This is a genomic window from Flavobacterium algicola, assembly GCF_022399565.1.
GTDB classification, from domain to species: Bacteria; Bacteroidota; Bacteroidia; order Flavobacteriales; family Flavobacteriaceae; genus Flavobacterium; species Flavobacterium algicola.
The window spans coordinates 171793-198095 of sequence record NZ_JAJTUT010000006.1 but is presented as its reverse complement, the minus strand read 5'-3'; the positions used below and the strand labels follow the sequence as shown (position 1 = coordinate 198095).

The 26303-nt window shown below is 34.0% G+C and carries 24 protein-coding genes; 4 read left to right on the top strand and 20 right to left on the bottom strand.

Annotated elements, in window-relative coordinates; translation table 11 throughout:
- Nucleotides 1–474 precede the first annotated feature (474 nt).
- Together LXH21_RS17230 and LXH21_RS17225 are read right to left on the bottom strand one after the other, a co-directional pair.
- Nucleotides 475–1710, bottom strand: a complete 1236-nt coding sequence (locus LXH21_RS17230; RefSeq protein ID WP_239868878.1) for an ABC transporter permease — start codon at nucleotides 1708–1710, stop codon at nucleotides 475–477.
- 57 nt (nucleotides 1711–1767) lie between these two features.
- Complete coding sequence (locus LXH21_RS17225; RefSeq protein WP_239868876.1) at nucleotides 1768–2262, bottom strand: YkgJ family cysteine cluster protein; 495 nt, start codon at nucleotides 2260–2262, stop codon at nucleotides 1768–1770.
- A 76-nt stretch (nucleotides 2263–2338) separates the two neighbouring features.
- Between LXH21_RS17225 and LXH21_RS17220 the strand changes: the two genes are divergently transcribed.
- Nucleotides 2339–3043: a class I SAM-dependent methyltransferase gene (locus LXH21_RS17220; RefSeq protein ID WP_239868874.1), complete on the top strand. Its 705-nt coding sequence runs from the start codon at nucleotides 2339–2341 to the stop codon at nucleotides 3041–3043.
- A gap of 39 nt (nucleotides 3044–3082) precedes the next feature.
- On the opposite strand, the gene LXH21_RS17215 is transcribed toward LXH21_RS17220, so the two are convergent.
- The 7 genes from LXH21_RS17215 to LXH21_RS17185 all read right to left on the bottom strand — a co-directional run bounded on the left by LXH21_RS17215 (nucleotide 3083) and on the right by LXH21_RS17185 (nucleotide 9652).
- The gene (locus LXH21_RS17215) at nucleotides 3083–3715 is read right to left on the bottom strand and encodes a 7-carboxy-7-deazaguanine synthase QueE (protein WP_239868872.1); all 633 of its coding nucleotides are present in this window, start codon (nucleotides 3713–3715) and stop codon (nucleotides 3083–3085) included.
- A gap of 126 nt (nucleotides 3716–3841) precedes the next feature.
- The gene (locus tag LXH21_RS17210) at nucleotides 3842–5530 is read right to left on the bottom strand and encodes a tetratricopeptide repeat protein (RefSeq protein ID WP_239868870.1); all 1689 of its coding nucleotides are present in this window, start codon (nucleotides 5528–5530) and stop codon (nucleotides 3842–3844) included.
- 24 nt (nucleotides 5531–5554) lie between these two features.
- Complete coding sequence (locus LXH21_RS17205) at nucleotides 5555–6448, bottom strand: PstS family phosphate ABC transporter substrate-binding protein (RefSeq protein WP_239868868.1); 894 nt, start codon at nucleotides 6446–6448, stop codon at nucleotides 5555–5557.
- Between the two features lie 302 nt (nucleotides 6449–6750).
- Entirely contained in the window at nucleotides 6751–7554 is an 804-nt protein-coding gene (locus LXH21_RS17200; RefSeq protein WP_239868866.1) for an energy transducer TonB, read from the bottom strand.
- Between the two features lie 34 nt (nucleotides 7555–7588).
- Entirely contained in the window at nucleotides 7589–8149 is a 561-nt protein-coding gene (locus LXH21_RS17195; RefSeq protein WP_239868864.1) for an ExbD/TolR family protein, read from the bottom strand.
- A 19-nt stretch (nucleotides 8150–8168) separates the two neighbouring features.
- Entirely contained in the window at nucleotides 8169–8795 is a 627-nt protein-coding gene (locus LXH21_RS17190) for an ExbD/TolR family protein (protein WP_239868862.1), read from the bottom strand.
- A gap of 35 nt (nucleotides 8796–8830) precedes the next feature.
- The gene (locus LXH21_RS17185; RefSeq protein WP_239868858.1) at nucleotides 8831–9652 is read right to left on the bottom strand and encodes a MotA/TolQ/ExbB proton channel family protein; all 822 of its coding nucleotides are present in this window, start codon (nucleotides 9650–9652) and stop codon (nucleotides 8831–8833) included.
- A gap of 370 nt (nucleotides 9653–10022) precedes the next feature.
- On the opposite strand from LXH21_RS17185, the gene LXH21_RS17180 reads away from it, so the two are divergent.
- Both LXH21_RS17180 and LXH21_RS17175 read left to right on the top strand, forming a co-directional pair.
- Nucleotides 10023–11555, top strand: a complete 1533-nt coding sequence (locus LXH21_RS17180) for a helicase HerA-like domain-containing protein (protein WP_239868856.1) — start codon at nucleotides 10023–10025, stop codon at nucleotides 11553–11555.
- 55 nt (nucleotides 11556–11610) lie between these two features.
- Nucleotides 11611–11973, top strand: coding sequence for a cupin domain-containing protein (locus LXH21_RS17175; RefSeq protein WP_239868852.1), 363 nt, complete (start codon nucleotides 11611–11613; stop codon nucleotides 11971–11973).
- 292 nt (nucleotides 11974–12265) lie between these two features.
- On the opposite strand, the gene queA is transcribed toward LXH21_RS17175, so the two are convergent.
- The 10 genes from queA to LXH21_RS17125 form a co-directional block, all read right to left on the bottom strand.
- Nucleotides 12266–13315 (bottom strand): tRNA preQ1(34) S-adenosylmethionine ribosyltransferase-isomerase QueA, encoded by a 1050-nt coding sequence (gene queA, locus LXH21_RS17170; protein ID WP_239868850.1) that lies wholly within the window; start codon nucleotides 13313–13315, stop codon nucleotides 12266–12268.
- A 216-nt stretch (nucleotides 13316–13531) separates the two neighbouring features.
- Nucleotides 13532–14755 (bottom strand): 3-phosphoshikimate 1-carboxyvinyltransferase, encoded by a 1224-nt coding sequence (locus LXH21_RS17165; RefSeq protein ID WP_239868848.1) that lies wholly within the window; start codon nucleotides 14753–14755, stop codon nucleotides 13532–13534.
- A 70-nt stretch (nucleotides 14756–14825) separates the two neighbouring features.
- Nucleotides 14826–15152, bottom strand: coding sequence for a nucleotide pyrophosphohydrolase (locus LXH21_RS17160; protein WP_239868846.1), 327 nt, complete (start codon nucleotides 15150–15152; stop codon nucleotides 14826–14828).
- Between the two features lie 17 nt (nucleotides 15153–15169).
- Nucleotides 15170–15622, bottom strand: a complete 453-nt coding sequence (gene dtd, locus LXH21_RS17155) for a D-aminoacyl-tRNA deacylase (RefSeq protein WP_239868844.1) — start codon at nucleotides 15620–15622, stop codon at nucleotides 15170–15172.
- Nucleotides 15622–16599: a ribosome small subunit-dependent GTPase A gene (gene rsgA / locus LXH21_RS17150; protein WP_239868842.1), complete on the bottom strand. Its 978-nt coding sequence runs from the start codon at nucleotides 16597–16599 to the stop codon at nucleotides 15622–15624. The genes dtd and rsgA overlap by 1 nt, the downstream gene beginning before the upstream one ends.
- A gap of 105 nt (nucleotides 16600–16704) precedes the next feature.
- Entirely contained in the window at nucleotides 16705–17352 is a 648-nt protein-coding gene (locus LXH21_RS17145; protein WP_239868839.1) for a hypothetical protein, read from the bottom strand.
- A 97-nt stretch (nucleotides 17353–17449) separates the two neighbouring features.
- Nucleotides 17450–18529, bottom strand: a complete 1080-nt coding sequence (locus tag LXH21_RS17140; RefSeq protein ID WP_239868837.1) for a bifunctional 3-deoxy-7-phosphoheptulonate synthase/chorismate mutase type II — start codon at nucleotides 18527–18529, stop codon at nucleotides 17450–17452.
- 31 nt (nucleotides 18530–18560) lie between these two features.
- Entirely contained in the window at nucleotides 18561–19412 is an 852-nt protein-coding gene (locus tag LXH21_RS17135) for a prephenate dehydrogenase (protein ID WP_239868834.1), read from the bottom strand.
- Nucleotides 19413–19556: 144 nt separating this feature from the next.
- Nucleotides 19557–20702 (bottom strand): pyridoxal phosphate-dependent aminotransferase, encoded by a 1146-nt coding sequence (locus LXH21_RS17130; RefSeq protein WP_239868832.1) that lies wholly within the window; start codon nucleotides 20700–20702, stop codon nucleotides 19557–19559.
- A gap of 63 nt (nucleotides 20703–20765) precedes the next feature.
- Complete coding sequence (locus tag LXH21_RS17125; protein ID WP_239868829.1) at nucleotides 20766–21599, bottom strand: prephenate dehydratase; 834 nt, start codon at nucleotides 21597–21599, stop codon at nucleotides 20766–20768.
- A 465-nt stretch (nucleotides 21600–22064) separates the two neighbouring features.
- On the opposite strand from LXH21_RS17125, the gene gldA reads away from it, so the two are divergent.
- Entirely contained in the window at nucleotides 22065–22961 is an 897-nt protein-coding gene (gldA, locus tag LXH21_RS17120) for a gliding motility-associated ABC transporter ATP-binding subunit GldA (protein ID WP_239868827.1), read from the top strand.
- A 73-nt stretch (nucleotides 22962–23034) separates the two neighbouring features.
- Here gldA and LXH21_RS17310 read toward each other — a convergent pair whose 3' ends face one another.
- The gene (locus LXH21_RS17310) at nucleotides 23035–26109 is read right to left on the bottom strand and encodes a T9SS type B sorting domain-containing protein (RefSeq protein ID WP_239868825.1); all 3075 of its coding nucleotides are present in this window, start codon (nucleotides 26107–26109) and stop codon (nucleotides 23035–23037) included.
- Between the last annotated feature and the right edge of the window lie 194 nt (nucleotides 26110–26303).

Sequence of the window (26303 nt, the reverse complement as noted above, 5' to 3'; positions counted from 1 at the left end):
TCACAAGCTTTATTTGATATTTTTTTTTAGAAGAATTTCTTCCTTTATATCAGTATCGCTTGCCAGTGTGTCAGTGAACTTGTTCGTTGTTGCGGATGCAAAAGTAGTGAGTCTTCACCGTTATTCAATACTTTTTCTTAACCTTTTTTTAATCTATTTTTTAATTAGCTGGAAAAGTGTAACTTGAGTTTTGATTGTTTTTAATTTTGTACGATTTTGGAGTTTATTATGCCATTCGTATGAACTATGACACACCTATTTTATCATGACTCGTTCCTATATTTCAAAATACAGTACATTATCTAGAACTATAAATACGATTATTGACGAATTAGCCCTGATTGTAGTGGAAATATTTGACAGATCGTACCAATTTTTTCTTGTATAAAAAGAGCGATCGAAGTAAGCTCCTTTTTATGCTTAGAAAAAAAGGTACGATCGGGTAAATATTGTAACAAAAAGCAGGATTAGCTTCTAATCAAACTTAATTGCTTTAACTGGCGATATCTTAGTTATAATATAGGAAGGAATAAGCAGAACTATGAAACAAACTCCAACCGTAAGTAGGTTAAGCATTATTATATAACCTATATTAATATACACAGGGGCTTCATTCACATAATAGTTCTCTGGATTCAATTTGACAATACCAAAATATTGCTGAAGGAACAGAATTACTAATCCGATAAGGTTTCCCCAGAATAAACCGCGGAAGATGAGATAGGCGGCATTATACAGAAAAACTTTTCTAACACTCCAATTACTTGCTCCCAGCGCTTTTAATATTCCTATCATTTGAGTACGTTCAAGTATGAGAACTAATAACGCAACAACCATGTTAATGGTAGCTACGAGAATCATAACAACTAATATCACTATTATATTAAAATCAAAAAGCTTTAACCACTCAAATATATAACTGTATTTCTCTGTTATTGTAGTTGCATTTAATGTAGATCCTATTTGTTTGTATATCTCTTCGCCAGCTAGATTAATCTTATCAAAATCTTTGACGAAAACTTCAAATCCACCCACTTGTTCTTTAGTCCATTTATTTATTCTTTGCAGATGACGAATATCTCCTATAATAAATGTTGCATCGAATTCTTGAAAACCTGAATTGAAGATTCCAACTATTTTGAATCGGCGACTATTTGGCATTTTATTCTCCCCTTCTTTCATAAAGAAAGTATTGAATGAATCGCCCACTTTAAAATGCAAACGATTTGCTAGAAACTGTGATATTACCACCTCTTCATTTAAAGAACTTTTGAAATTTGGCAGCTTACCTTCTAGCATATACTCCTGAATATAATGCCAGTCATAATCAACACCAACACCTTTATAGACAATTCCCTCAAAAGCTGTTTCTGTTCTAATAATTCCAGCCTTACTAGCAACTGCTTGCACATGCTTTACAGCATCTACCGATTTAAAATTAGGATAAAAATCTTGATTAAGAGAGATTGGACTTAAGGAAGTATTTGATTCATTACTGTCAAAATTAGAAATATACACGTGGCCATTGAAGGCCGAAACTTTTTCTCTAATCTTTTGCTGCAAACCAATACCTGTTGCAACAGAAACTATCATCATTACCATACCAATCGCAATTGCTGAGATCGCAATTTTGATGATAGGAGCTGAAATACTGCTTTTATTATTCTTCGCAGTAACCAATCTTTTGGCTATAAAATATTCTAGATTCAAATTATAATTATTTAGTATCGCACAAATATACTTAAGATACAAGTTGACACGATTTATTTAAAGCGGCAATTTCTTCTTCATTTCCTCTATAATATTATAGGTCGCAGGACAGATTGGAATATTCTTGAGTGTCAAATCTGTTATCTGCTGAAACTTTTTACGATCTGTATGAGGGAATTCACGACAAGCCTTAGGCCTTACATCATAAATCATACATGCGTTGTCGTGATCTAAGAAAGTACAAGGAACAGAGTTTAAGACATAATCTTGATCTTCATCCATGCGCAAATATTGGGATATAAATTGCTGTGGCTTTTGCTTCAAAGATTTAGAAATTCGCTCGATGTCGGCAGACGTAAATAGAGGCCCAGTAGTTTTGCAGCAATTGGCGCAATCTAAACAATCTGTTTTTTTAAATACAGCTTGATGCAGATCTTGCATAATATAATCTAGATTCTTGGGCGTCTTCTTTTTTAGCTTATCAAAATATTTCTTATTCTCTATATGCTTATCTTTGGCTAACTTTTCGAGTTCGTTTAATTGTGGTTTCAATTTTTGGTATTAAAAAATTCACTACAAAGTTAATCAACTTTTAGCCCTTAGACCTATATACTTTAAATTTAAAAAAATGAAAGATCTTTTTGGTAAAGCAATATTGGATTTCCAAACAAATAACAATCCCGAAGACTTAATTACATCTACCTCTATATCTGAGGAAGATGAAATGAGTGTCTCGTATCTATTTCGTACGTATGACGAAATGCCAAAAATTGAACAAAAAGCCATTCAACTTTGCGAAGGAAAGGTTCTAGATATCGGTTGCGGAGCAGGAAGTCATAGTTTATATTTGCAGGAAGAGCGAAAACTTGAAGTTACAGCCATTGACATTTCTCATAATGCCATTGAAACTTGCAAACTACGCGGTATTAAAAATGCAACAGTCGAAGATTTTAATAATTTGGATAGTGAACAATTTGACACGATTTTACTTCTGATGAACGGCACAGGAATTTGTGGTAAACTGATAAAACTTCCTGAGTTTTTAAATAAATTAAAAGCATTACTAGCACCAGATGGCCAAATTTTAATTGATAGTTCAGATATCATTTATATGTTTGACGAAGACGAAGATGGAGCATATGCAGTTCCTGCTGACAGTTACTACGGAGAACTTACTTTCCAAATATCGTACAAAGGTCAAGATGAGATACCATTAGATTGGCTTTATCTAGACTATAATACGCTGCAAAATGCAGCTATTGACAATAGTCTGAAATGTGAATTAATTATAGAAGGATCACATTATGATTATTTAGCAAAATTATCTTTATAAGTAAAAAAGCCAAACTGAATCTATAGTTTGGCTTTTTTATTAAGGTATATTTAAATATTTATGCGTTTGCAGCGATACTCTCCACTTAGGATTTGTCATTACATAGTCAACTATTAATTCTGTCATCTCTTCCTTTTTACTCCATTCAGGCTGTAAAAATAAAATCGCATCTTTATTTACCAGTTCTGCCTGTTCTTCTGCAAAAATAAAATCATGTTTATTATGAATGATTACTTTTAATTCATGTGCAGCGGCATATACTGTGGGAGTAGGTAATTTATTCTTTTTTGGAGATAAACAAATCCAATCCCATGTTCCCGATAATGGATAGGCTCCCGAAGTTTCAATATGAATTTTTCTATTGTTCTCTTTTAGCTTTTGGGTTAGTAAACTCATATCCCACGATAAAGGTTCTCCCCCAGTAACTACAACAGTTTCAGAATATTTACTTGCATTTGCAACTATTATATCTACTGCTGTAGGAGGATGTAATTCTGCATTCCAACTTTCTTTTACATCGCACCAATGGCAACCAACATCACAACCACCAACTCTAATAAAGTAGGCAGCAGTTCCTGTATGATAACCCTCTCCTTGAATTGTATAAAACTCCTCCATTAATGGAAGCATTGCACCTTTATTAACCTCTAACTGTATTTCTTTTGATAACATTCTAAAATTTTGAAATGCAAAGATAGTTATAAAAAATAAACAACTCTAACTCTACGACATTTGAAATAAAAGACATAAAAAAACCGGCAACAAATGTTACCGGTTTTTCTTAATTAATTAAAAATTCTACTTCAATGATTTTATAGATTGAGTAGCGTATGCATTACCCGGATCAAGAGCTAGTGTTTTATTAAAGAACTCTAATGCTTTTACTTTATCAGTATTAGCATAACCAGCTGCCATTGTATTATAAGATTCGATCAACTTACCTTTTACAGCAGGCTTTGCTAATTCTTCAGCACCTTTTTGCGTAACAATGTCAATATATTGTTGGTAATATTTTATCATTAACTCATCATTACCTAATAATGACTGTGTTCTAGCACGGTAAACATATACATCTTGCGTAGCTGGAGATGCAGTGATAACGTTACCAAACGCAATATCTGCTTTTTGAAGTGCAATTGTATCTTTTACAGCGTCAGCTTTAGTATTATCAAAATAAATTGAATTACCTAAGTAGAAGTTGTCTAATAAGTAATTTTTAGAATCTTTGTTAGAAGTTGCTATCTCAAAAATTTCAGAAGCTTCCTTAAACATTTTTTGCTCATATAATTTTTTACCTAGGTCACCTATTTCAGCGCTTAGAGTTGGCTCCATATCAACTGCTTTCTTGATTAAAGCAACAGCCTCATTGAAAACTGGTAAATCTAATGAATCATCCGCTTTAGTAGCTTTTTTCACTTTAGCCAAACCTAAATACATGTAATCTTGAGCAATAATTTTATTTGATGAGTCATTAATAAAAGAGTTTAATGATTCAATAGCTCCATCTGTATTTCCATTTTCATATGCAGAATATCCTAAGTATCTTAAGATTCTTGGATTTACTTTATCCAACTGCTTCATTTTATTAGCCTCAATTTCAAGTGCTTTGTAATCTTTAGCAAGAATTAAAAAATCTGCATGTCTCATTCTAGAGTCCAATGAGTAATCCGTCATACTCATGTATTTCTCATAATAAGTCAAAGCTTGTTTAATATGCTCATCATATTTAGAAGGTTGATTGTTTCCCCATAAATAATAAGTTTCTGCTAATTCACGGTATACAGGTCCGTAAGAAGGACTAGTAGCAATAACATCATCATAAGCAGCTACTGCTTCAGTATATGCTTTTGCACCTTTAAGTAAAACTCCTAATTGCATTTTCGCTCTAATTAAAGAACTATCACCTTGGTAAGCATTACGGTATGCACGGTATGCCTCATTTTGATTCTTGTCACCGTAGTAAGCATCACCAAAAGCTAAAAGAACAAGAGGTTCTTGATCATTCTTTTCCTTGGCAAGATTTAATACTGAGATAGCATTTTTATAGTTTGGATTTACAGAATTCATATTAGCTCTTGCTATATAAACATATTCCATAAAGTCCTTACGTTTCATTTCTTTTTTTGCAAGCTCAAATTTTGCATTTGCTCCTGCCACATCTCCCTTGTCAAGACTTAATTGTCCTAAACCAATATTGTTAAGGTGAGCATCATTTTTAGCTGTCAGACCTTTGTCATAAGAAATTTTTGCTGAGTCAGCAATATTTTGATATAAATACACATTCCCTAAGAGAAAATAAGCTTCTCCCTTGTTTGAATCAGCACCTACAATTGCCTTTAGATTTTTCTTGGCTTTATCATATTGCTCTGCATCTATTTCTTTCTTTACTTGATCTATATCCTGAGCTTGCATTATAGAAACTGATGCCATAAAGGCCATACTTAAAACTTTAAAATTCTTCATTTTGTAATTTATTAATTTATTCATTTTCATCTTTTTTAATTTGACCAACTATTTGATCAAGAGTTTTCGACTAGGTACTCGAACAGGCAACAATCCTGCTTTTAACATTATTCTCTGTCCCACATCACCAGCAATAAAGGAAGCAAATCCCATTCCCAATCCAGAGTAGCCTTGGCAATTTATAATAAACAAATCACGTGCCAAAGGATAAGTACCTTCTGCAATATTATTTTGAGTGGGTGCAAAATAGTCATTTTTACCGACACCTTTCACACTTAATACATTTACATTTTTTAAATATGACTCAATAGTTGCGGTTGGCTGGTATAACCAATTCAAACCTACAATACCTACCATACCTTCATTATTTGAAACAAACTCGACAACTTCTTCATTTGTTTTAAAAGAATAAATTCCTTTTTCTGGTGTCACTTTTAAGCTAGCTAGCTCATTCATGTAGCGAACTGTGCTTGAATTAGGATTATCAAAGACCAATCCTTTTATTTTATCTGTTGATTTACCTCTCATAAAATCAATTACCTCTTGCAATGAAATCAAGGTATCATTATTCTTCTTATTGGAAATAAATGCGATTGCATCAGTACCAATCTTTGTAGTTTTTGGCTTTATTTTTAATTTTTCAAAATATTTAATTTCTGATTCGTTCAACTCTCTTGACAATACTATAATTCTAGAAGTATCTTTAACTAGTGCTAATGATGCTTCCATCTCAGATTTAGAATTTACAGTTATATCTGCATTGTACTCACTCTCAAAAACTTCAACTTGATCTGCAATAATAGGCTCTAAGGTTTCATCAACTATCACAGTAATACCACCCTTTAAAATCGTGTCATTCTCACTAGAATTCTTTTTACAGCAAAAGAACAAACTAGATAATAAAATTGCAAATAGTACTGAAAAGCTTAATGATAACTTCATATGTATATAATTATTTCAACAAACAATTGAGTAAATTTTACACAAGTGTTTATTAATTACTGTGGTTAGACATTATTCTTTGTTATCGTTCATTAAACGAACAAATCTAAAGAATGCATATACAACCAACAACAACCCAAAAGCAATTCTATAATTCATGCTCATATCTAATGGGAAATTTTTCATAAATATAATAAATAATCCCAAAATAAAGTAAAGCATAAAAAACAAAACACCTATAAAAAGAAGAAATCGCTCTTTGAGCGATTTCTTCTGAAAATTTTTATAAAATTTATCCAACATCACTCTGCTGATTGAATAGTAATAGGCAATGAGTATAATACCCTTACTGGTTTCCCGTTTTGTACACCTGGATTCCATCTAGGAGATTTATTCAAAACTCTAATAGCTTCTTTTCCTGTACCAAAACCTATATCTCTCAATACTTTGATATCTGTTAATGAACCATCTTTTTCAACTACAAAAGTAACATATACTTTACCTTTAAGACCTTCTTCTTCTGGTGCTCTATAGTTATTACCTACAAACTTGTAAAATTTTTCAATTCCTCCTGGAAATTCAGGTTTTACTTCAATTCCAGCAGTGTTATAAATTTGAGTATCTTCTTCAACTACTTGACTAGTTTTTGGACCATTTCCAACTGGAGCAACGGTAAGAATAGCGTCTGGATCACCTTTTATAGTCTCACTTCCGATTTTCTTTTCCTTAATCTCAACAATCTTTGGTGGTTCTTCAAATACCTCCTCAGCCTTTGCAACTACAGGTTTCACAAATTTAACTTGATCTACTTGCGGAGGTGGTGGTGGTGGTGGTGGAACATACTTTTTGATTTCATCCTTTGGCTTTGGAGGTAACTTGATAGCAACGATCTTTTGATCTAATACTACATCATCGTTTGAATCCTCTGGCAACATACTTATAATAAGTGGTGCACTTAGAGCCAAAGAAAAAAGTAATGAACCAATAATAAGAGCTTTTACCGTAGTTTTACGATTTTCCTTTCTTAAAACATAGGCACCATAGGCTTTATTTCGTCCTTCAAAGACGATTTCAACCCAATGATTTTTTAATATATCTAATTTCATTTTTCTTAATTATTAGGTTATTAAGAAGACAAGATTACTCTTGTTTTCCTTCTAACAATTTTGTTTCCTCAGGCGAAAAATCATTAACAATCGTATAGGTAGGAATATTAGAAATTGCCATTTCGTCTAGAATATCAATTACATTTTTGTAATTAGACTTTTTACTAGGTTTGATAATTACAATCATTCCCTGATCAGGTTTCCCTTTTGCAGTCGAATATGCTAAAACTTCTTTCTTTCTTTTTATCAATTCCGCACGAATACCTTCTCTTCCGTATGGCAAATCTTTTGGACCTGCAATTGGATTATTAAGTAACCCCATGTAGAAAACTAATTTATCATCAGCTCCCATCATCACGGTCATAGTACGATTCTCATCAACCTTCATGTCGACACTATCGTCTTTTGGATCTTTATCTGGCAACCCCAAACTCATCGATTGAGGTTTAGACAACGTGGTAGTCAACATAAAGAATGTGATTAATAAGAAGGCCAAATCCACCATAGCAGTTAAATCTACTTTTGAATTTTGTTTTTTACTCCTTACTTTTCCACCTTTTTTGCCTCCACCGTCGCCGGTATTTAATTCAGCCATTTTAGTGTGTTTTTTTTAATTAAAAATCTTTACCTCTTAAACCAGTAACTAAACTAAAGCTATTGATTTTTTGATCTTGAAGCATATCCATTACTTTTCTAATCATTGGGTACTGCTCTTTTGCATCACCTTTAATTGCGATTTGTAATTCTTGCTTACTACCTTTCTCGTTATTGAATTCATTATTTGCTATACGCGCATTATAAACCCATTCTTTCAACTGATTATCTAATGAATCTGCAGGTATCCCAGGTTGCCCTGCTTTACTTCTATCAGAAGCCTTCATATCAATGATTTGTTTAAGATTAGCAATTGGCACACCAAAATCATCCATTCTTGAAAATGTAGTCTTATCTTGTTCAGAAAATTCTAAATTGTACTTTTCTCCCATTAGCTCCAAAGTTCTCATACGAACCTCTCTACCTTTTAAGTCAAAAAACACTTTTCCTTCACCAATAGTCAATGTAGCTAAATCAGTTTCAGGCAATTTAGTCTGAACCGTTGAAGATGGTGTATCTACAGGTAACGCTTCAGGTATTTTGGCTGTTGAAGTCATAACAAAGAAGGTAAGCAATAGAAATGCGACATCACACATTGCTGTCATATCCGTAGACCCCGGATTTTTATTTATTTTTATTTTAGCCATTCTTTTTATTTTTTATTTGATATAAATATCAAAAATTATTGCTTCAAACTTCCTCTAAATCTTCTGTAAGTATTTACAATTGAAACCGCTGCCTCATCGATAGAGTAAGTCAAATCATCAATTTTAGAAGTAAAGAAGTTGTAAGAAATAATTGCTACAGCTGAAGTACCAATTCCTGTTGCAGTATTAATAAGTGCCTCAGAAATACCACTTGCAAGTGCAGCTTGATCTGGAGTACCAGCAGATGCTAATGCACCAAACGCTTTAATCATACCAGATACTGTTCCTAATAATCCAATAAGAGTTCCTAAAGAAACTAATGAAGAAATAATAGTCATGTTCTTTTGTAACATTGGCATCTCAAGAGAAGTAGCTTCTTCTATTTCTTTATGAATAGTTTCTGATGCTTCTTCACTATTGAATCCTTCTTTCTTAACTGCTTGATATTTGATTAATGCAGATTTGATTGCATTTGCAACAGATCCTTGTTGTTTATCACAAGCAACGATTGCTTCATCAATTTCTCCAGCTTTAATGTTTGCTTGTACTTTAGTCATGAAAGTATCCAATTTAGTTTTTCCTGCTGCTTTAGATATAACAAAATATCTTTCGATAGAAAAAACAAGAACCATTAATAACATTCCTAATAATACTGGTACAATTGCACCACCGTGATAAACTTGTCCTAATGCATTTAAAGGATGTCCTGTCTCTGGATTTCCCCCTTCAAAATTCGAAGGAGATCCCATCACAAACTTCCAGATTAATATACCTACACCGATGCACGCAACGATAATCAATCCTGAAACCATCCCTCCACCATTTGAACTTTCCTTTTTAACTTGAACGTTTGCCATTTTTTTTAATTTTAATTTTTTAAATAATTTATTTTAGTTGTAATTAACTTGTCGTGAAGCAAATTTATATGTTTCGTTCTAATAAAAAAATTTTTTTTTGTTTAATTCTAATTTTTTTTGTCTTAAAAAAAAAGCATCAATCGACTTTTGCCAATTTCTACTAATTATTCACACTAAAACAGCATTTAATCAAAATTAAAAACATATTTTTTGATTTTTTAAACTACTATTCATAAAAAACAGTTAACATTAATTTTAACCCAAAGTTTTAATTATTAACAATAAAAATCAAATATAATTGCATAAAACATTAAAATAGACTATTTTTAAATTACTAAACACTGCATTAAAAGAAAATTAAATTTACGTTATGAATAAGATCGAGAGCTTCTCAAAACAGATTAATGAAGGTTATTTTTGTAAAGGAGAAAGTATAATTATTGGAGGTGGAATCTTAGATAACGACCCAATTGCAGATACGCTAGTAAAAATCCCGTTAAAGACACTTAATAGACATGGTTTGATCGCCGGAGCAACTGGTACTGGAAAAACCAAAACGATTCAGGTACTGTCAGAACAACTTTCATTAGCTGGAATTCCCGTTTTGATGATGGATATTAAAGGAGACTTTAGTGGCATTGCAAAAGAGGGCGAAGAAAAAACCTTTATTACTGAACGTCATTCTAAAATAGGTTTGCCCTATACTATTGCCAAGTTTCCTGTAGAATTACTAACACTATCAGAACAAAGCGGCGTGCGCTTGAGAGCAACAGTTTCTGAATTTGGTCCCGTATTGTTTTCTAGAATATTAGATTTAAACGATACGCAGTCTGGAGTTATCTCGATTATATTTAAATATTGTGACGATAATAAGATGCCTTTACTAGACTTAAAGGATATTAAGAAAGTTATTAATTACATTACTGAGGAAGGTAAAGCAGAGATTAGCGAACATTACGGTAAAATCTCAACCTCTACGACAGGAACCATTCTAAGAAAAATTATCGAACTAGAACAACAAGGTGCGGAATTATTCTTTGGCGAGAAATCATTTGAAATAGATGATTTGATGCGAATCGATGAAACAGGAAAAGGTTATGTCAATATTATGAGATTAACAGACATCCAGGATAAACCTAAGTTGTTTTCTACATTCATGTTGAGCCTTTTGGCTGAAATTTATCAGCAGATGCCAGAACAGGGAGATTCCGGCAGACCTGAGTTAATCATTTTTATAGATGAAGCACATTTGATTTTTAAAGAAGCAAGTAAAGCACTTTTGGACCAAATTGAATCAATCGTGAAGCTAATTCGATCTAAAGGAATAGGAATCTATTTTATTACCCAAAACCCTATGGATGTTCCAAGTGGAATTTTATCACAATTAGGTTTAAAGGTACAGCACGCATTGAGAGCATTCACAGCAAATGATCGAAAATCAATTAAACAGACGGCTGATAATTACCCTATTTCGGAATTTTATAATACAAGTGAAGTATTGACTAGCCTTGGTATTGGTGAAGCACTTGTAACTGCTCTTAATGAAAAAGGAATACCGACACCACTAGTTGCAACCATGTTGAGAGCACCTATGAGCCGAATGGACATCTTGACTGAAACCGAAATTCAAGATATAAACAAAAATTCTAGATTGGTAAAAAAATATAGCGAATTAATTGACAGAGAGAGTGCTTATGAAATGTTAAACAAAAAAATTACGGACATTGAACAAGAGGTTGCCGAGCAGAAAAAAGCAAAAGAAGATATAAAAGCAGAGAAAAAAACCACTTCGCGAGGACCTAGCACAACAGATGTCGTTGGTAAGTCCGTTTTAAAAGTGTTAACTAGCGCTACTTTTATTAGAGGATTCTTTGGCGTACTTTCGAAAATAATGAAGAAATAAAATACACGAATTTATCTCTTAATTTATTTGTGTACATTAACATATCTAATCAATTATGAAAAAATACTTAATTCAAAACAGTCCCTTTATAGTACCTACAACCGACGGTAAACTTATTGAAGAGCACCATGGTTTAGCATCTACGAACAATTCAGAAATATCTGTGGCCCACATGATTGCTCCACCAGGTTGGACTGAACCTTTTCAAACTCCCGAGTTTGATGAATATACATACCTAATTAGAGGTAAAAAAAGATTCATTATAGACGATGAAGAGATAATATTGGAAGCTGGACAATCGATTCAAATTTTAAAAAACACACATGTTCAATATTCTAATCCATTTGATGAAGAATGCGAATATATCGCTATTTGTAAACCTGCTTTTGACTTTGCAAAAGTTCATCGCGAAGAGTAATAAGGTAACTCAACTCTTTCTTACTCCTATTTGTTCTTAATTGAAGTATGAAACTTTGAATATTAATTATTTCACATCCTATTTTAGCTGATCCTTAGTAGTAAAAATTCTTGAAACGACTTTAACGATAGAAGAAATGGTTGGAGATTTGCAATAAACAGCCTGACTCATAAAAAACTTCAGGATTAAAGCAAGCATGACTATAAGACAACCGTAGGAAATCTCTATATAACAAAAAAATCTCGCCATTGCTGACGAAATTTTTTTTTAGAATTATTTTTCTTGTAGAAAATTAGATGATTAACATCGCATCACCATAAGAATAAAATTTGTATCCTTCTTTGATTGCTTCGTCATACGCCAAACGCATTAAATCGTGTCCACAGAAAGCAGAAATCATCATTAGTAATGTCGATTTTGGAGTATGAAAATTTGTAATCATACAAGTTGCTATACTGAACTCATGAGGAGGGAAAATAAATTTATTTGTCCAACCATCAAAAGGGTTTAATGTAGCTTGTGAAGAAACTGCACTTTCGATTGCACGCATTGAAGTTGTACCAACTGCACAAATACGTTGTTTTCTCACTTTGGCATCATTTACAATATCACAAGCTTCTTGATTTATTTTTAATTCCTCAGAATCCATTTTATGTTTTGATAAATCTTCTACCTCAACTGGATTAAAAGTCCCTAATCCTACATGCAAAGTAACCTCAGCAAATTTAATACCTTTGATCTCTAATCGTTTCAATAAGTGTTTTGAGAAATGTAGTCCTGCAGTTGGAGCAGCAACAGCACCTTCTTCTTTTGCGTAAATTGTTTGGTAACGATCTGCATCTTCTGGAGTTACATCTCTACCTATGTATTTTGGGATTGGAGTTTCACCAAGTTCAGTAAGTTTTTTTCTGAATTCTTCGTAAGAACCATCATAAAGAAAACGTAGCGTTCTTCCACGAGATGTTGTATTATCAATAACTTCAGCTACTAATGAATCGTCATCTCCAAAATACAATTTGTTTCCAATTCTAATTTTACGAGCTGGATCTACCAACACATCCCAAAGACGTTGTTCTGCATTTAATTCTCTAAGTAAGAATACTTCGATTCTAGCACCTGTTTTCTCCTTATTACCGTACAGACGAGCAGGAAATACTTTTGTGTTATTCAGAATCATTACATCACCATCGTCAAAATAATCGATAACATCTTTGAACATCTTGTGCTCTATTGTTTGTTTTTTACGATCAATAACCATTAAACGAGCTTCATCTCTGTTTTCCGAAGGAAATTCAGCTAGAAGTTCTTTTGGTAAATCAAATTGGAAATGTGATAATTTCATATATTTTGTTGTTTATTTCATCCTTTTGTCTCTCGACTTAGGTTGGGTTTAAAATTTAATACTTTAGATTAGAAAACTCTAAAATAAAAAATCTTTCGGCTGCAAAGATACGATTGTGAGATAGGCGTTGTCAAGTGTTTTGCTATTTATTTTTGTAAAAGGCAGTTAATCAAAAATAAAGCAGTATAAATGATACTGAAATCAACACTTTTTTTATTAAACTTCAGTTTCGTTAAAGCCTAATTTTGCCATATCGTCCCAAAAATCAGGGTAAGATTTGGAAACTACTTCTGCATTTTCGATAATAATGGGCACTTTTAATGCTAATGGCGCGAATGCCATCGCCATACGGTGGTCATTATAAGTTGCAATTTTTATATTGTGATTGATTTCTGTAGCCGCTACTAGAGTTAATGTTTCATCAGTCACTGAAATATTTGCACCCAATTTTATCAATTCAATTCGCAATGCTTCTAGACGATCTGTTTCTTTAATTTTTAAAGTGTGAAGACCAGTTAAGTGGCAACCAATTCCTAAACCTAGACAAGTCACTACAATAGTTTGAGCTATATCTGGAGTATTGTTCAACTCAAAATTCACGTCTACTGGCGTGAACTTTGCTTTTTTGGTCAGTGTCAATTGGTTATTTTCGAAATTTGATTCTACACCTAATGCAGCATACAGCTCAACTAATGCAGAATCCCCTTGTAAACTGTTCTCTTTGTAACTAGAAATAGTAATCGAAGCTGTGTCTGCCAAAGCAACCAAACTAAAAAAGTAAGATGCAGAACTCCAGTCTGATTCTACAACCATTACTTTGGAAGGAACGGCAATTGCTGGATATACTCTAATGGTGTTTCCTTCAAAACTAGTTTTTATATCTAAATCATTTAGCAAAGCCAACGTCATTTTGATATACGGTACAGACGTGATTTCGCCTACGAGATTTAATTCGATTCCGTTCTCCAATTTTGATGCTACTAGAGACAACGCAGAAATATACTGGCTACTAACATTGGCTGGAATAGCCACTTTTGACGCGGTTATTTTTTGCCCTTTGATGCGAATTGGAGGATAGCCCTCTTCTTTTTCATAAGTAATGACCGCTCCTAATTGCTTTAATGCGTCGACTAATACTTTGATTGGTCTTTCTTGCATACGAGGCGATCCTGTTAGAACTACTTCACGCCCTTCGTTTACAGCAAAAAAAGCGGTTAAAAATCGCATTGCTGTACCAGCATGATGAATGTCAACAATTTCTTCGTCTCCTTTTAGAGCCTTTTCCATCACTTCACTATCATCTGAGTTTGAAGTATTAGACAAAGTAATTGTAGGGAACAATGCTTTTAATAATAATAGTCGATTGGTTTCACTTTTTGATCCCGTCACTGCAATAGTTGCTTGTAAATTGGAATGCGTAGTTTGTAACAGTAAATTCATTTTTATATGTGTTTCTCAAAGAATCGCAAAGAAAAGCATTGACACTTTAAGTTGCTATTTTATTTTTTTATTATTTCAATTTTTCGTTATTCTTATGACGATCTTTATCGCGAACAGATTTTAGATCTAATTTCTTATCAAATGCAGCTTGCAAATCGATACCTGTTTGATTGGCAAGACACATTACTACGAAAACAACATCGGCTAATTCTTCTCCAAGATCTTTGTTTTTATCACTTTCTTTCTCTGACTGTTCTCCGTAACGACGTGCGATGATTCGGGCTACTTCCCCTACTTCTTCAGTAAGCTGCGCCATATTGGTCAATTCGTTAAAATAACGAACACCATGCTCTTTTATCCATTTATCTACCTCTAGTTGGGAATTTTGTATGTTCATTTTATCTCTGTATTTATTTACTCCTTATTTTTACTATCAATAATAATAGTTACAGGTCCGTCATTGATCAAGCTAACTTTCATATCAGCACCGAACACACCCATTTGTATTGGCTTGCTTAGCTCTTCTTCTATTTTTCGAACAAAATTTTTATAAAGAGGAATTGCTATTTCGGGTTTTGAAGCTTTAATGTACGACGGACGATTCCCTTTCTTAGTTGCAGCATGAAGTGTAAACTGACTAACTACCAAGATATCACCATTTACTTCTTGAACTGAACAGTTCATTATTTGATTTTCGTCCTCAAAAATGCGCATTTTAATAATTTTACTTACCAACCAATCGATGTCTTCCTGACCATCAGAATCTTCGATTCCGACCAAGACCAACAATCCTTTTCCAATAGAAGCAACTACTTTAGATTCTACCGTTACAGCTGCTTCACTAGTTCTCTGAATAACTACTTTCATTACGCCCTACCTTTATCACTGTTTTGACGTTCTTCGTCATAGATATCAGTACGGTATTGCTCTTCATCACCTTCTAGAATCTTAAGGTAGCTGTTGTATCGCGACCACGCAATTTCGTCATTTTCCAAAGCCAATTTTACAGCACATTTTGGTTCGTCCTTATGCAAGCAGTTGTTGAACTTACATTGATCTTTCAATTTAAAAAACTCGGGGAAATAACCGCCAATTTCGGCTGGTTCCATATCGACCATTCCAAAACCTTTGATTCCTGGCGTATCAATAATGCTCGCACCAAATGACAAATCATACATTTCTGCAAAGGTTGTCGTGTGCTGCCCCTGCTTACTTGCATCTGATATGGTTTTTGTTTTCAAATGCAAGGAAGGTTCCATAGCATTTACCAATGTTGATTTTCCTACACCGGAATGTCCAGAGAACATACTCACCTTGCCAATCATCATTTCCTGCAATACTTCAACACCTTTCATTTCTGTAGAGGAGACTCTCAAGCATTTGTATCCGATTTCTTGATACACGTGCTGCATGTACAACTGCTCGTCAAGCGTAGCCTCGTCAAAAGTATCTATCTTATTAAAAACTAAAATAGTTTCGATTCCATATGCTTCTGCAGTGACAAGAAAACGATCAATAAAATTAAAAGTGGTGGGTGGATTATTAACTGTAATCAATAAAAAAACACGATCAATGTTGGACGCAATAATATGCATCTGGTGGGATAAGTTCACCGATTTACGTACAATATAATTCTTTCTATCATGTATATGATGAATCACTCCTGTAACTTGAGCATTGTTTTCTTCAATTTCAAAATCCACATGATCCCCCACAGCTATAGGATTGGTACTTTTAATTCCCTTCATCCTAAACTTTCCCTTTATTCTACATTCTACAAATTCGCCTTGGTCCGATTTTACATTGTACCAGCTTCCTGTTGATTTATAAACGATTCCTGTCATGGTGCAAAGGTAATTTTTTTGTTTCAGGTTTAAAGTTTTTTTTACAAATACAAAAATCCCTTTAACCTATAATTAAAGGGATTATTATATTAAAAAAATTAAACCTTATTTTATTTCATAAGGGAAATTTCTCCCCACTTTCCTCATCATTCTTTCCATCATTGCAGATGGAGAACTCATTACGTCTTCATTCATTTGTTTATAGAAGCGCCAAATTAAATCTCCATTTTCACCATCATTAATTTGCATTGTCAAAGCTCCTGTAGCAACACTACCTGTGCCAAAACCAACTAATAGAGTTAATGCTATCGCTCCACCTTCACTTTTGGTCTTTTGATAGCCGTAAGAACATTTTATTACAGCATCTACCCCTAATATTTTAGCTAATTCTTCTGGCGTCGTTTCGGCTAATTTATCTATCAAATTATTTTTTTTCAGAAGAGCATTAGTTTTCTCAACATCTTGAACAACTACTGTATAATCAGACGATTTTCTAAGAAGATAGGTATACATTCCTGATTGCATATCATATCCTAACTTTAACTCCGCCTCTTTAGTAATAGCAACGTCATAGTCTTTGGGTTGTTTCCGATAAGTTATGGTCGCATTGAAAGGTAATACTGCAACAGTTTTATGATTTGAAATAATTTCTTTCATATTCGCAATTTCATAAATTTGCTTTTCCTGAGAAAAGCCTAAAAAGGACAGCATCATAAATGATAAAATAAAAACCCCTTTCGCACTGTTTTTCATGGTAGTAAATTTTAAAAATTAATTTTGTTTGCAATTCTACAAAAAAAAACCTACACGAATGTAGGTTTATTTTAAAATAATACTAAAAAAGAATAAATTATCCGTTGATTACTTTTTCTTGGTGTTCGATACTTTCTTGGTGAATTGCTTTAAACAATTTTACACTGAATTCCTCAGACAAACCATTTTTTGCACCAGCAGCAATGACTTTCTCCTGAATTTCATTCCAACGTGTATTTTGCAATACCGCTACGTTGTTATCTTTTTTCACTTGACCAATTTCGTCAGCTACAACCATACGTTTTCCTAGCAATTCCAAAAGGTTTTGATCCAATACGTCAATATTAGCTCTTAATTTTGTCATTTTGTTTTCAAAATCGCTATCACCACTCACTTTTCTTACTTTCAAATCTTTAAAGATTTGTTTCAAAACTGTAGGAGTTACTTGTTGAGCAGCATCAGACCAAGCGTTTTCTGGGTCAGTATGTGTCTCAATGATCATACCATCATAGTTCAAATCCAACGCTTCTTGAGTTACTTCAAGAATCATTTCACGGTTTCCTGTGATATGAGATGGGTCAATGATTAATGGTAAATCAGGAAATTTATTTTGCAATTCAATAGCAATTTGCCATTCTGGAATATTTCTGTATTTTGTTTTTTGGTAAGTAGAAAAACCTCTGTGGATTACTCCTAAGTTCTTAATACCTGCCATGTATAAACGTTCTACTCCACCTAACCATAAAGCCATATCTGGATTTACTGGGTTTTTGATCAAAACGATTTTATCTGTACCTTTTAATGTATCAGCAATTTCTTGAACTGCAAAAGGGTTTGCAGTTGTACGAGCACCGACCCATAAAACATCAATATCATGCTCTAAAGCCAATTTACAGTGTGCTGCAGTAGCTACCTCAGTACCCATCAACAAACCTGTTTCGGCTTTAGCTTTTTGCAACCATTTTAATCCAATTTCACCAACACCTTCAAATCCACCTGGACGTGTTCTTGGTTTCCAGATACCAGCTCTAAAAACACTTACATCAGAATCTTTCAATTCATGTGCAATTTTCAATACTTGTTCTTCAGTCTCAGCACTACATGGTCCTGCAATTACAAATGGGTGTTCCAATTTGAATGCGTCCAACCAGTTTCTCATTTCTTTACTATTTTCCATCTTTTACTATTTTTTGGTTTTTAATTTTTAATTATTTTTTTAATCCGTTCAAGATTCCTTTAATTTTATTTACACCCTGCATTTCATCGTAAATTGCTTGATAATCTTCTTTTTGTAACAACTCTTTAAACTGAGTTAAATTAGAGATATATTCTTCCAACGTTTCTATCACTTGATCTTTGTTTTGTTTAAAGATGGGTGTCCACATTGCTGGTGAACTTTTGGCCAATCTCACTGTACTTTCAAAACCAGAACCAGCCATGTCAAATATATCTTGCTCAAACTTCTCTTTCTCCATCACTGTTTTCCCCAGCATAAATGAACTGATGTGTGATAAATGAGATACGTAGGCAATGTGCTTATCGTGCGATTTTGGATCCATGTATCGTATGCGCATTCCTATTGCTCTAAACAAGTCTAAAGCTTTTTCTTGTAATTTGAAGGTTGTTTTCTCTACCTCGCAAATAATATTTGTTTTACCCTGAAACAAACCTGTAATTGCTGCCGAAGGTCCTGAAAATTCTGTTCCTGCTATAGGATGTGTTGCAATAAAATTGCGCCTTTTAGAATGATTAGCAACCGCTTCACAGATAGGATTCTTAGTTGAACCTACTTCAAAAACTATTGTCTCCTCATCTATATAATCCAGTACCTGTGGCAACACTACCATTGCAATATCAACAGGGACTGAAACGATAACAAAATCAGCATCACCGACATCTTCTAGTTTTGCAGCTTGATCGATCACACCCAATTTCAGAGCCTCGGCAATGTGAGCTTCATTCGTATCCACACCGAAAACAATTGCTTCTGGATACAAGCCTTTAATGTCCAATACCATCGAACCACCAATCAATCCTATTCCAACTACATATACTTTCATAAATTCTTTTTATTTGTAGCTAATCCTGCTCCCGACGCTTAGGGACGTTTCAAACTTTTACTTTCAAAAAATTAAAAGGATTTGCACTTCTAACAGGGCTAGGGCATTCCGTTTTTTACTTCACATTCGAATCAAATGAAAAATCTAAAACCGATCAATTGCCTCTTGTACTTTTTCTTCTTTCACACATAATGCAAATCGAACATAGCCTTCACCATTACTTCCAAAAATAGTTCCTGGAGTGATAAAAATATATTTTTCATGCAAAATTTTATCAATAAATGCTTCCGAAGAAGTGATGCCTTCTGGTAATTTTGCCCAAACAAACAGTCCAACGCCTTCTTTATAAACTTTGCAATTTAGCTTCTCGGCCAATTGCTCTGTCAATACCCTTCTTCTTTTGTAAATAGCATTCATTCCATCAAACCAAGACTTATCGCTTTTGAGAGCTGCAATAGCCCCTTTTTGAATTCCGAAGAACATTCCGCTATCCATATTACTTTTCACTTTCAAAACAGCGTCAATGCAAGCAGCACTACCTAATACTGTTCCTACTCTCCAACCAGCCATATTAAAAGTTTTACTTAACGAATTTAGTTCCATTGCTACTTCTTTCGCTCCTTCAACTTGCAACAAACTCATCGGATTGTCATTTAACACAAAACTATACGGATTGTCATTTACCAATAAAATAGAATGCTTTTTGGCAAATGCAATTAATTTTTCGAATAAAGACAAGCTCCCTCTAGCACCCGTGGGCATGTGAGGATATCCGATCCACATAATTTTCACCTTCGACAAATCTAATTGTTCAAGCGCATCAAAATCAGGCTCCCAATTACTCGTTTCTTTCAAGTCATAATACACAGGAACAGCACCCACCAAATTTGTAACTGATGTATAAGTAGGATAGCCTGGATTTGGAATCAATACATGATCACCCTCGTTTAAAAATGCTAGGGAAATATGCATAATACCTTCTTTTGAGCCCATTAAAGGCAAAATTTCGGTCATTGGGTTTAAAGCTACTCCATAATTATTATGGTAGAAGTCAGCGATACCACTGCGTAACTCTGGTAACCCTTGATAACTTTGGTACTGATGCGCATTCTCGTCCTTCATCGCATCAATCATCGCATCAATCACGTCTTGCGCCGGACTCAAATCTGGACTTCCAATTCCCATATTGATCACTGGATTCCCCTCTGCAGCTAGCTGTCTTACTTCTCTCAATTTTGATGAGAAGTAGTATTCTTCGACTGTATTTAACCTATTTGCTAGTGTAATCATACTAATATATATTACTCATTATTGAGTTACTTTCCCTTTTAACCTCAGTCAGAGGACTTGTAATTATTGTAACGGTTTGGTATTCTTATATTCTCCCAAAATCTTTAAATATTCTGCCATGATCTCGATAAGTGATTTTGCTTTGGAAAAATCAGCATACTGTTCAAATGTTACATCTACAAAAAAGGAATACTTCCATGGTGTATCGATTTTTGGCAAAGATTGAATTTTTGTTAGATTCATTTTGCAATCGCTCATCACATTTAATACTGCCGCCAAACTCCCTCTTTTGTGATCCAATTCGAATTTGATTGAGGCACGGTTAATTTCATTTTGAGGCACAAACGAATTCTCTTTATTTATAATTACAAAACGCGTCATATTGTTTTGAATCGTTTGAATTGCAGGAGCCAAAATTTGTAATCCGTACATTTCAGATGCCACTCTACTCCCTATAGCTGCAATCCCTGTTAATTGTTTGGCTTGAATTCTACGGGCTGTTTCGGCTGTATCCTTATCTTCTACAATTTTTATGTGCGGATATTTTTTTAAAAACTCCATACACTGCAACAGCGCCATCGGGTGTGAATATACTTCCTGAATATCTTCTATTTTCTGGCCTTCGAGAGCCATTAAATTTTGGGTTATATTCAAATAATGTTCTCCAATAATATGTAAATTATTCTTGTCAATCAAAGCATAATTTGGAATAATAGGCCCTGCGATAGAGTTTTCAATTGCCATCACAGCTTGCGTAGATTTCCCAGATAGCAAACTATCGACTAATTCTTCAAAAGATAAACATTCGTCAACATCCACATTTTGACTATAATATTCTTTCACCACTTGATGATGAAAAGAACCTTTTATCCCTTGTATTGCAATTTTCGCTCCCATAAACTCAAAAAAAAATCCTGATTTTCATCAGGATTGTATATTATTTTTATTTGTTTCTTAATTTTTCAAATAACCATAGCACAACCCTACTTCCCGCTAAAGAAGAAAAAAGTGTTGCTAAAATAAAATCGGTTATTGTACATCTTTACTATTTTGTAATAATTTTGAGTCGCAAATGTAAAACTTATTTTAAAATCATACCACAAAAAGCATAAAAATTTCAAATAATTAAGGAAAACACAAGAAATCACCGTCATATTCGGATATTCTAATAGAATATGTTGCTATACTTATTTTTATTATTAATTTGATAATAAGTAAATGTATTAACTTTCTCAAAATCATCCAGATTTATTTTAATCCATAGAAAATGATCTCTTTACACTTCTTCTTTCTAATGGAAATCTTATTCAAAATACTAAATACATTTTTTTTCTGTTTACTTTTGCATACAAATCGTAGAACATGTCAATAGTAGTTACAAATATTTCTAAAAGTTATGGTGCTCAAAAAGCATTAGACAGTATTTCTTTCTCTGTAAATAAAGGAGAAATAGTTGGTTTCTTAGGTCCCAACGGAGCTGGAAAATCTACATTGATGAAAATCCTAACTACTTATATTGTTGCTGATGAAGGTACTGCTGTAGTTAATAATTATGACGTGACTACTAATGCAAAGGCTGTGCAGTTATCGATTGGTTACTTGCCTGAGCACAATCCATTGTACCTCGATCTCTATGTTCGTGAATACCTCGCTTTTAATGCAGATGTATACAAAGTGGCAAAGTCCCGAATTGAAGATGTAATTCAGTTAACAGGATTGACTACCGAAAGTCATAAGAAAATTGGCCAACTATCAAAAGGGTACCGTCAAAGAGTGGGACTAGCCAATGCTTTATTACACAATCCTGATGTTTTGATTCTAGACGAACCCACGACAGGACTGGACCCAAATCAATTGACTGAGATACGTAATGTTATCAAAAACGTGGGAAAAGATAAAACAGTTTTCCTCTCTACGCACATTATGCAAGAAGTTGAAGCGATCTGTGACCGTGTTATCATCATTAATAAGGGAAAGATTGTTGCCGACAAAAAACTTGACCAAATAATTTCTGAAGAGAAGGAGCAAGTTTTAGAGGTAGAATTTGATTATAAAATAGAAGAGCAAGTGATAGCTAAAATCGAAAATCTTGCATCTTATAAAAATACGCACGATATGATTTGGGAACTTACCTTTAAGGCAGATAAAGATATGCGCCCGGCTGTTTTTGATTTTGCAACCGCGAATGGACTTAGAACTCTACAACTCAATCAAAAGAATAAAAATCTAGAAGCTATTTTTAGAGAAATCACAAAATAGACATTTTTTTTATACGCTGTACTTTATAGAAAGAGTAATCCTCAAGTTAGGAGTTTTACTTTTTCCTTTTTCCTTACCGCTTCATTGCAAAGTGGCCTCTGTATAATTGACCATTTGCTCTATGGACCACAAACCAATAATCTGTTGACGGTAATGCATAACCATTATATGTCCCATCCCATGAAGAGGTATTATTTAATACTTTGATTAATTTACCATACCTATCAAAAATTTCAGTTTTCAAACCCTCCTCTACCTGAGAGAGTTGAACTGACCACTTGTCATTAAAACCATCACCGTTTGGAGTAAAGAATTTAGGGTAATTTAATATATACACCTCTTGGGTTACAATACCACATCCATTCTTATCCCTTACAAAGACTGTATATGTTCCACTTATTAACTCTTGGAAAACTGCACTATCTTGATAATTAATTCCATCTATTGAATACTCGTAATTCCCAATACTTGATGGAGCTAAATAAATCGAAACTGAATTTTGATTGTCCGTCCAGTCAACGATATCAATAGTATTTATAACAGCGCTGTTTGACAAAGCAACTGTGAATTCTTTTAATGTAGAACAAATAATTGTTCCATTATTTTTTGTTACGGTGACAGAATAAACTCCCGGACTTGTTATTACAATAGCTGAAGTTGTTTCTAAAGTTGACCATAAGTAACTATCAAAACTGCTACCTGCATCAACTAGAACACTCTCGTTTTCACAAATCGGAACCGTATCGGCTATCGCAATTCGTGGAGTATCAAATAAGGTCAAAACCAATTTTGCTATTTGAAAACATTTGTCATTCGAATCGACTCTAGCGTATAATGTAGTCGTTCCCACTGCTAGTTCATAATTACTACTTGTACTAATTTCATCAAAAGAATTTTCGTTTTCAGCTGATAAAGGTGAATTATAAAAACGAACTATTGCAGACGCATCATTCGTAATAAAAGATTTATAACTAGTCAGGTCAACCTTTTCCATTCCGTCATTCAAGTTGTCACATAATGAATCTGAAACATCATTGATTAGAATATTTGGGGTACTAATTGCAGCAGAAACTGCCAGTCTACCAATACTTTCGCAGCCTCCAACAGTTTGTGATGCATAATACGTCGCACCATCTACCAATTTTGTATCTGCTGCTAAATTTGAACTTGTGATGGCGTCTGCGTACCATACTACCGAAATAGCAGAAGTTTCGAAAAATGATACTGTCGCTTTCTGAGTAGTGCAAAAATTTTGCACCGCAATTCCAGTGGGACTTGGAGTGCTTTGAATCGAAATAGTAACAGGAACACGAATACTTTCACATACATCTACCGTTTGCGCAACATAATACGTAGTATTGGTAAGGATGGTATTTTCTACCAATGGAACAATCGCTGTTTGAGACGTATACCATTTTATATTTGTTCCCGTAATCGGAATATCACTTAGCAATTTATTGTCAATTGCGCAAAAACTTACTGCTGTACTTACTTCTGGTAAAGGTTCATCATTTTTATAAGCAGCTATCAAAACATCATTTGAAACCAGAGAACTGCAGCCAAGTGCATTTTTAATAACAACCTTATACATCCCCGGAGTTAAGTTATCAATAGTGCTTGCACTACCCCATGTAGTACCTCCATCAAAGCTATATGACGATGCAACATCCGAAACAGTAATTGTACCCCGATCGCTTAAACAATTGGGTTGCATAACGATCAACGTCGGACTAGGCGGATAACCTGGTGGGGCAATAATGGAAGCTACAATTGGTTGCGTCTGACATAAAGAGCTATTGCGAGTCAAAACTATATAATCACCAATAGCGAGACCTGTCTTCACCGGACTTCCTTGCCAAGTTAATCCATTATCAAAACTGTATTCATAATCAGGACTCGTAATTGTAACTGTTCCGTACGGATTGGTGCAAATCACTGGCTGAACAATGGAAACAGTAGGTTGCGCGTTTGAGGATGCAACTGAATTTATAGAAACAACTTTAACCACAGAATTACAGTTTCCACTTTTAACGGTCACATTATAATTTCCTCCAGCAAGTCCTGTAAATAAATTTGAAGATTGGTAATTACTGTTGTCTATACTATACGTAGCATTTAGAATACTCGTAATTAAAATCGATCCTGAAGGGGCGTCGCAGGTGGGCTGTGTAACCTGAACCACTGGAGCCAAGGGACTGGACTTTACTGTAATGGTAATTTCGTTAGAATAAACACGACAATTTGACGACATGATATTCGAGGCTTCGGCCATTGCCAAGCGGTATTTATATATTCCAGAACCTGCCGTGGAAAAAGAATAGCTTTGATTTGTTGCAGCAGCAATATCCAACCAAGAAACCCCATTATCTACACTATTCTGCCACTGATAACCTGCAGTTGTATAAGAAGACGATGAAGCGACACCTGACAAAGTAATTAACTTCGATTCGTTTTCACAGATTTCTAAACTTGTAGCAGATTTATCTTTAATAGTTGAAGTAATTGTCGCCCCACAAGCTCTAAATATAATATCATCTAAAGCCAAATCATTACCGGGTATTGCGCCAAGAGCATTATTAAGAACTGTAATAACCACCTCAGACTCCGATCCCATTGTAAAATAAAAGCCAAACTGCTTCCAAGTTGCAGAAGAGGTTACTGGTAGTTCTCCTGTATTATAGGTACCTAACACCGTTCCACCCGTAGTACTAACTCTGAAAGTTACGTTCGGATTTACAGAAGTAAAAGTCATAAGATTCATTAACCAAGCTGAAAATTCATAAGTAGTGCCTGGGCAAAGATCACTTACGGTTTTTGTATAAAAGATTCCTTCTGTTGCGAGTAATGATGCATTTACAATCATCATATAGCCATTTGTATTTCCAGTATGATCTGCAGTCGTGTGCCACGCATTATCTCGTAAACCTGTTGTGGCATTATAGATAGTATACTGTCCCTCATCCAACCTGCCCGATGTGACATTGGTATAAGCCGTAATTGCTGAACCTAATGCCGCCCCACGCCCTACACCTGAACCAAAATCGATATTAACAACAGGGTCCCCAAGACTACCCGTACACAACTGAGCCTCACAGGGAACGAAGAAAAACAGATTTACTAGAAAAAATAGAGAGAATTGAAACTTCACAATAATAGCCTTAAATTATACCTACTAAAACTAGTTTATAAAAAATTATTTTTCGAAAAATTCAAGCCAATGGGTCATAATAATCTGTGAACGGATTTTTTAATACAGGTTCAAAATTTGATTATACTGTATATATCTACTAATTAAACTGCAAATGAAGGCGAATAAATGATTTCGACAATGAAAAGTACTGC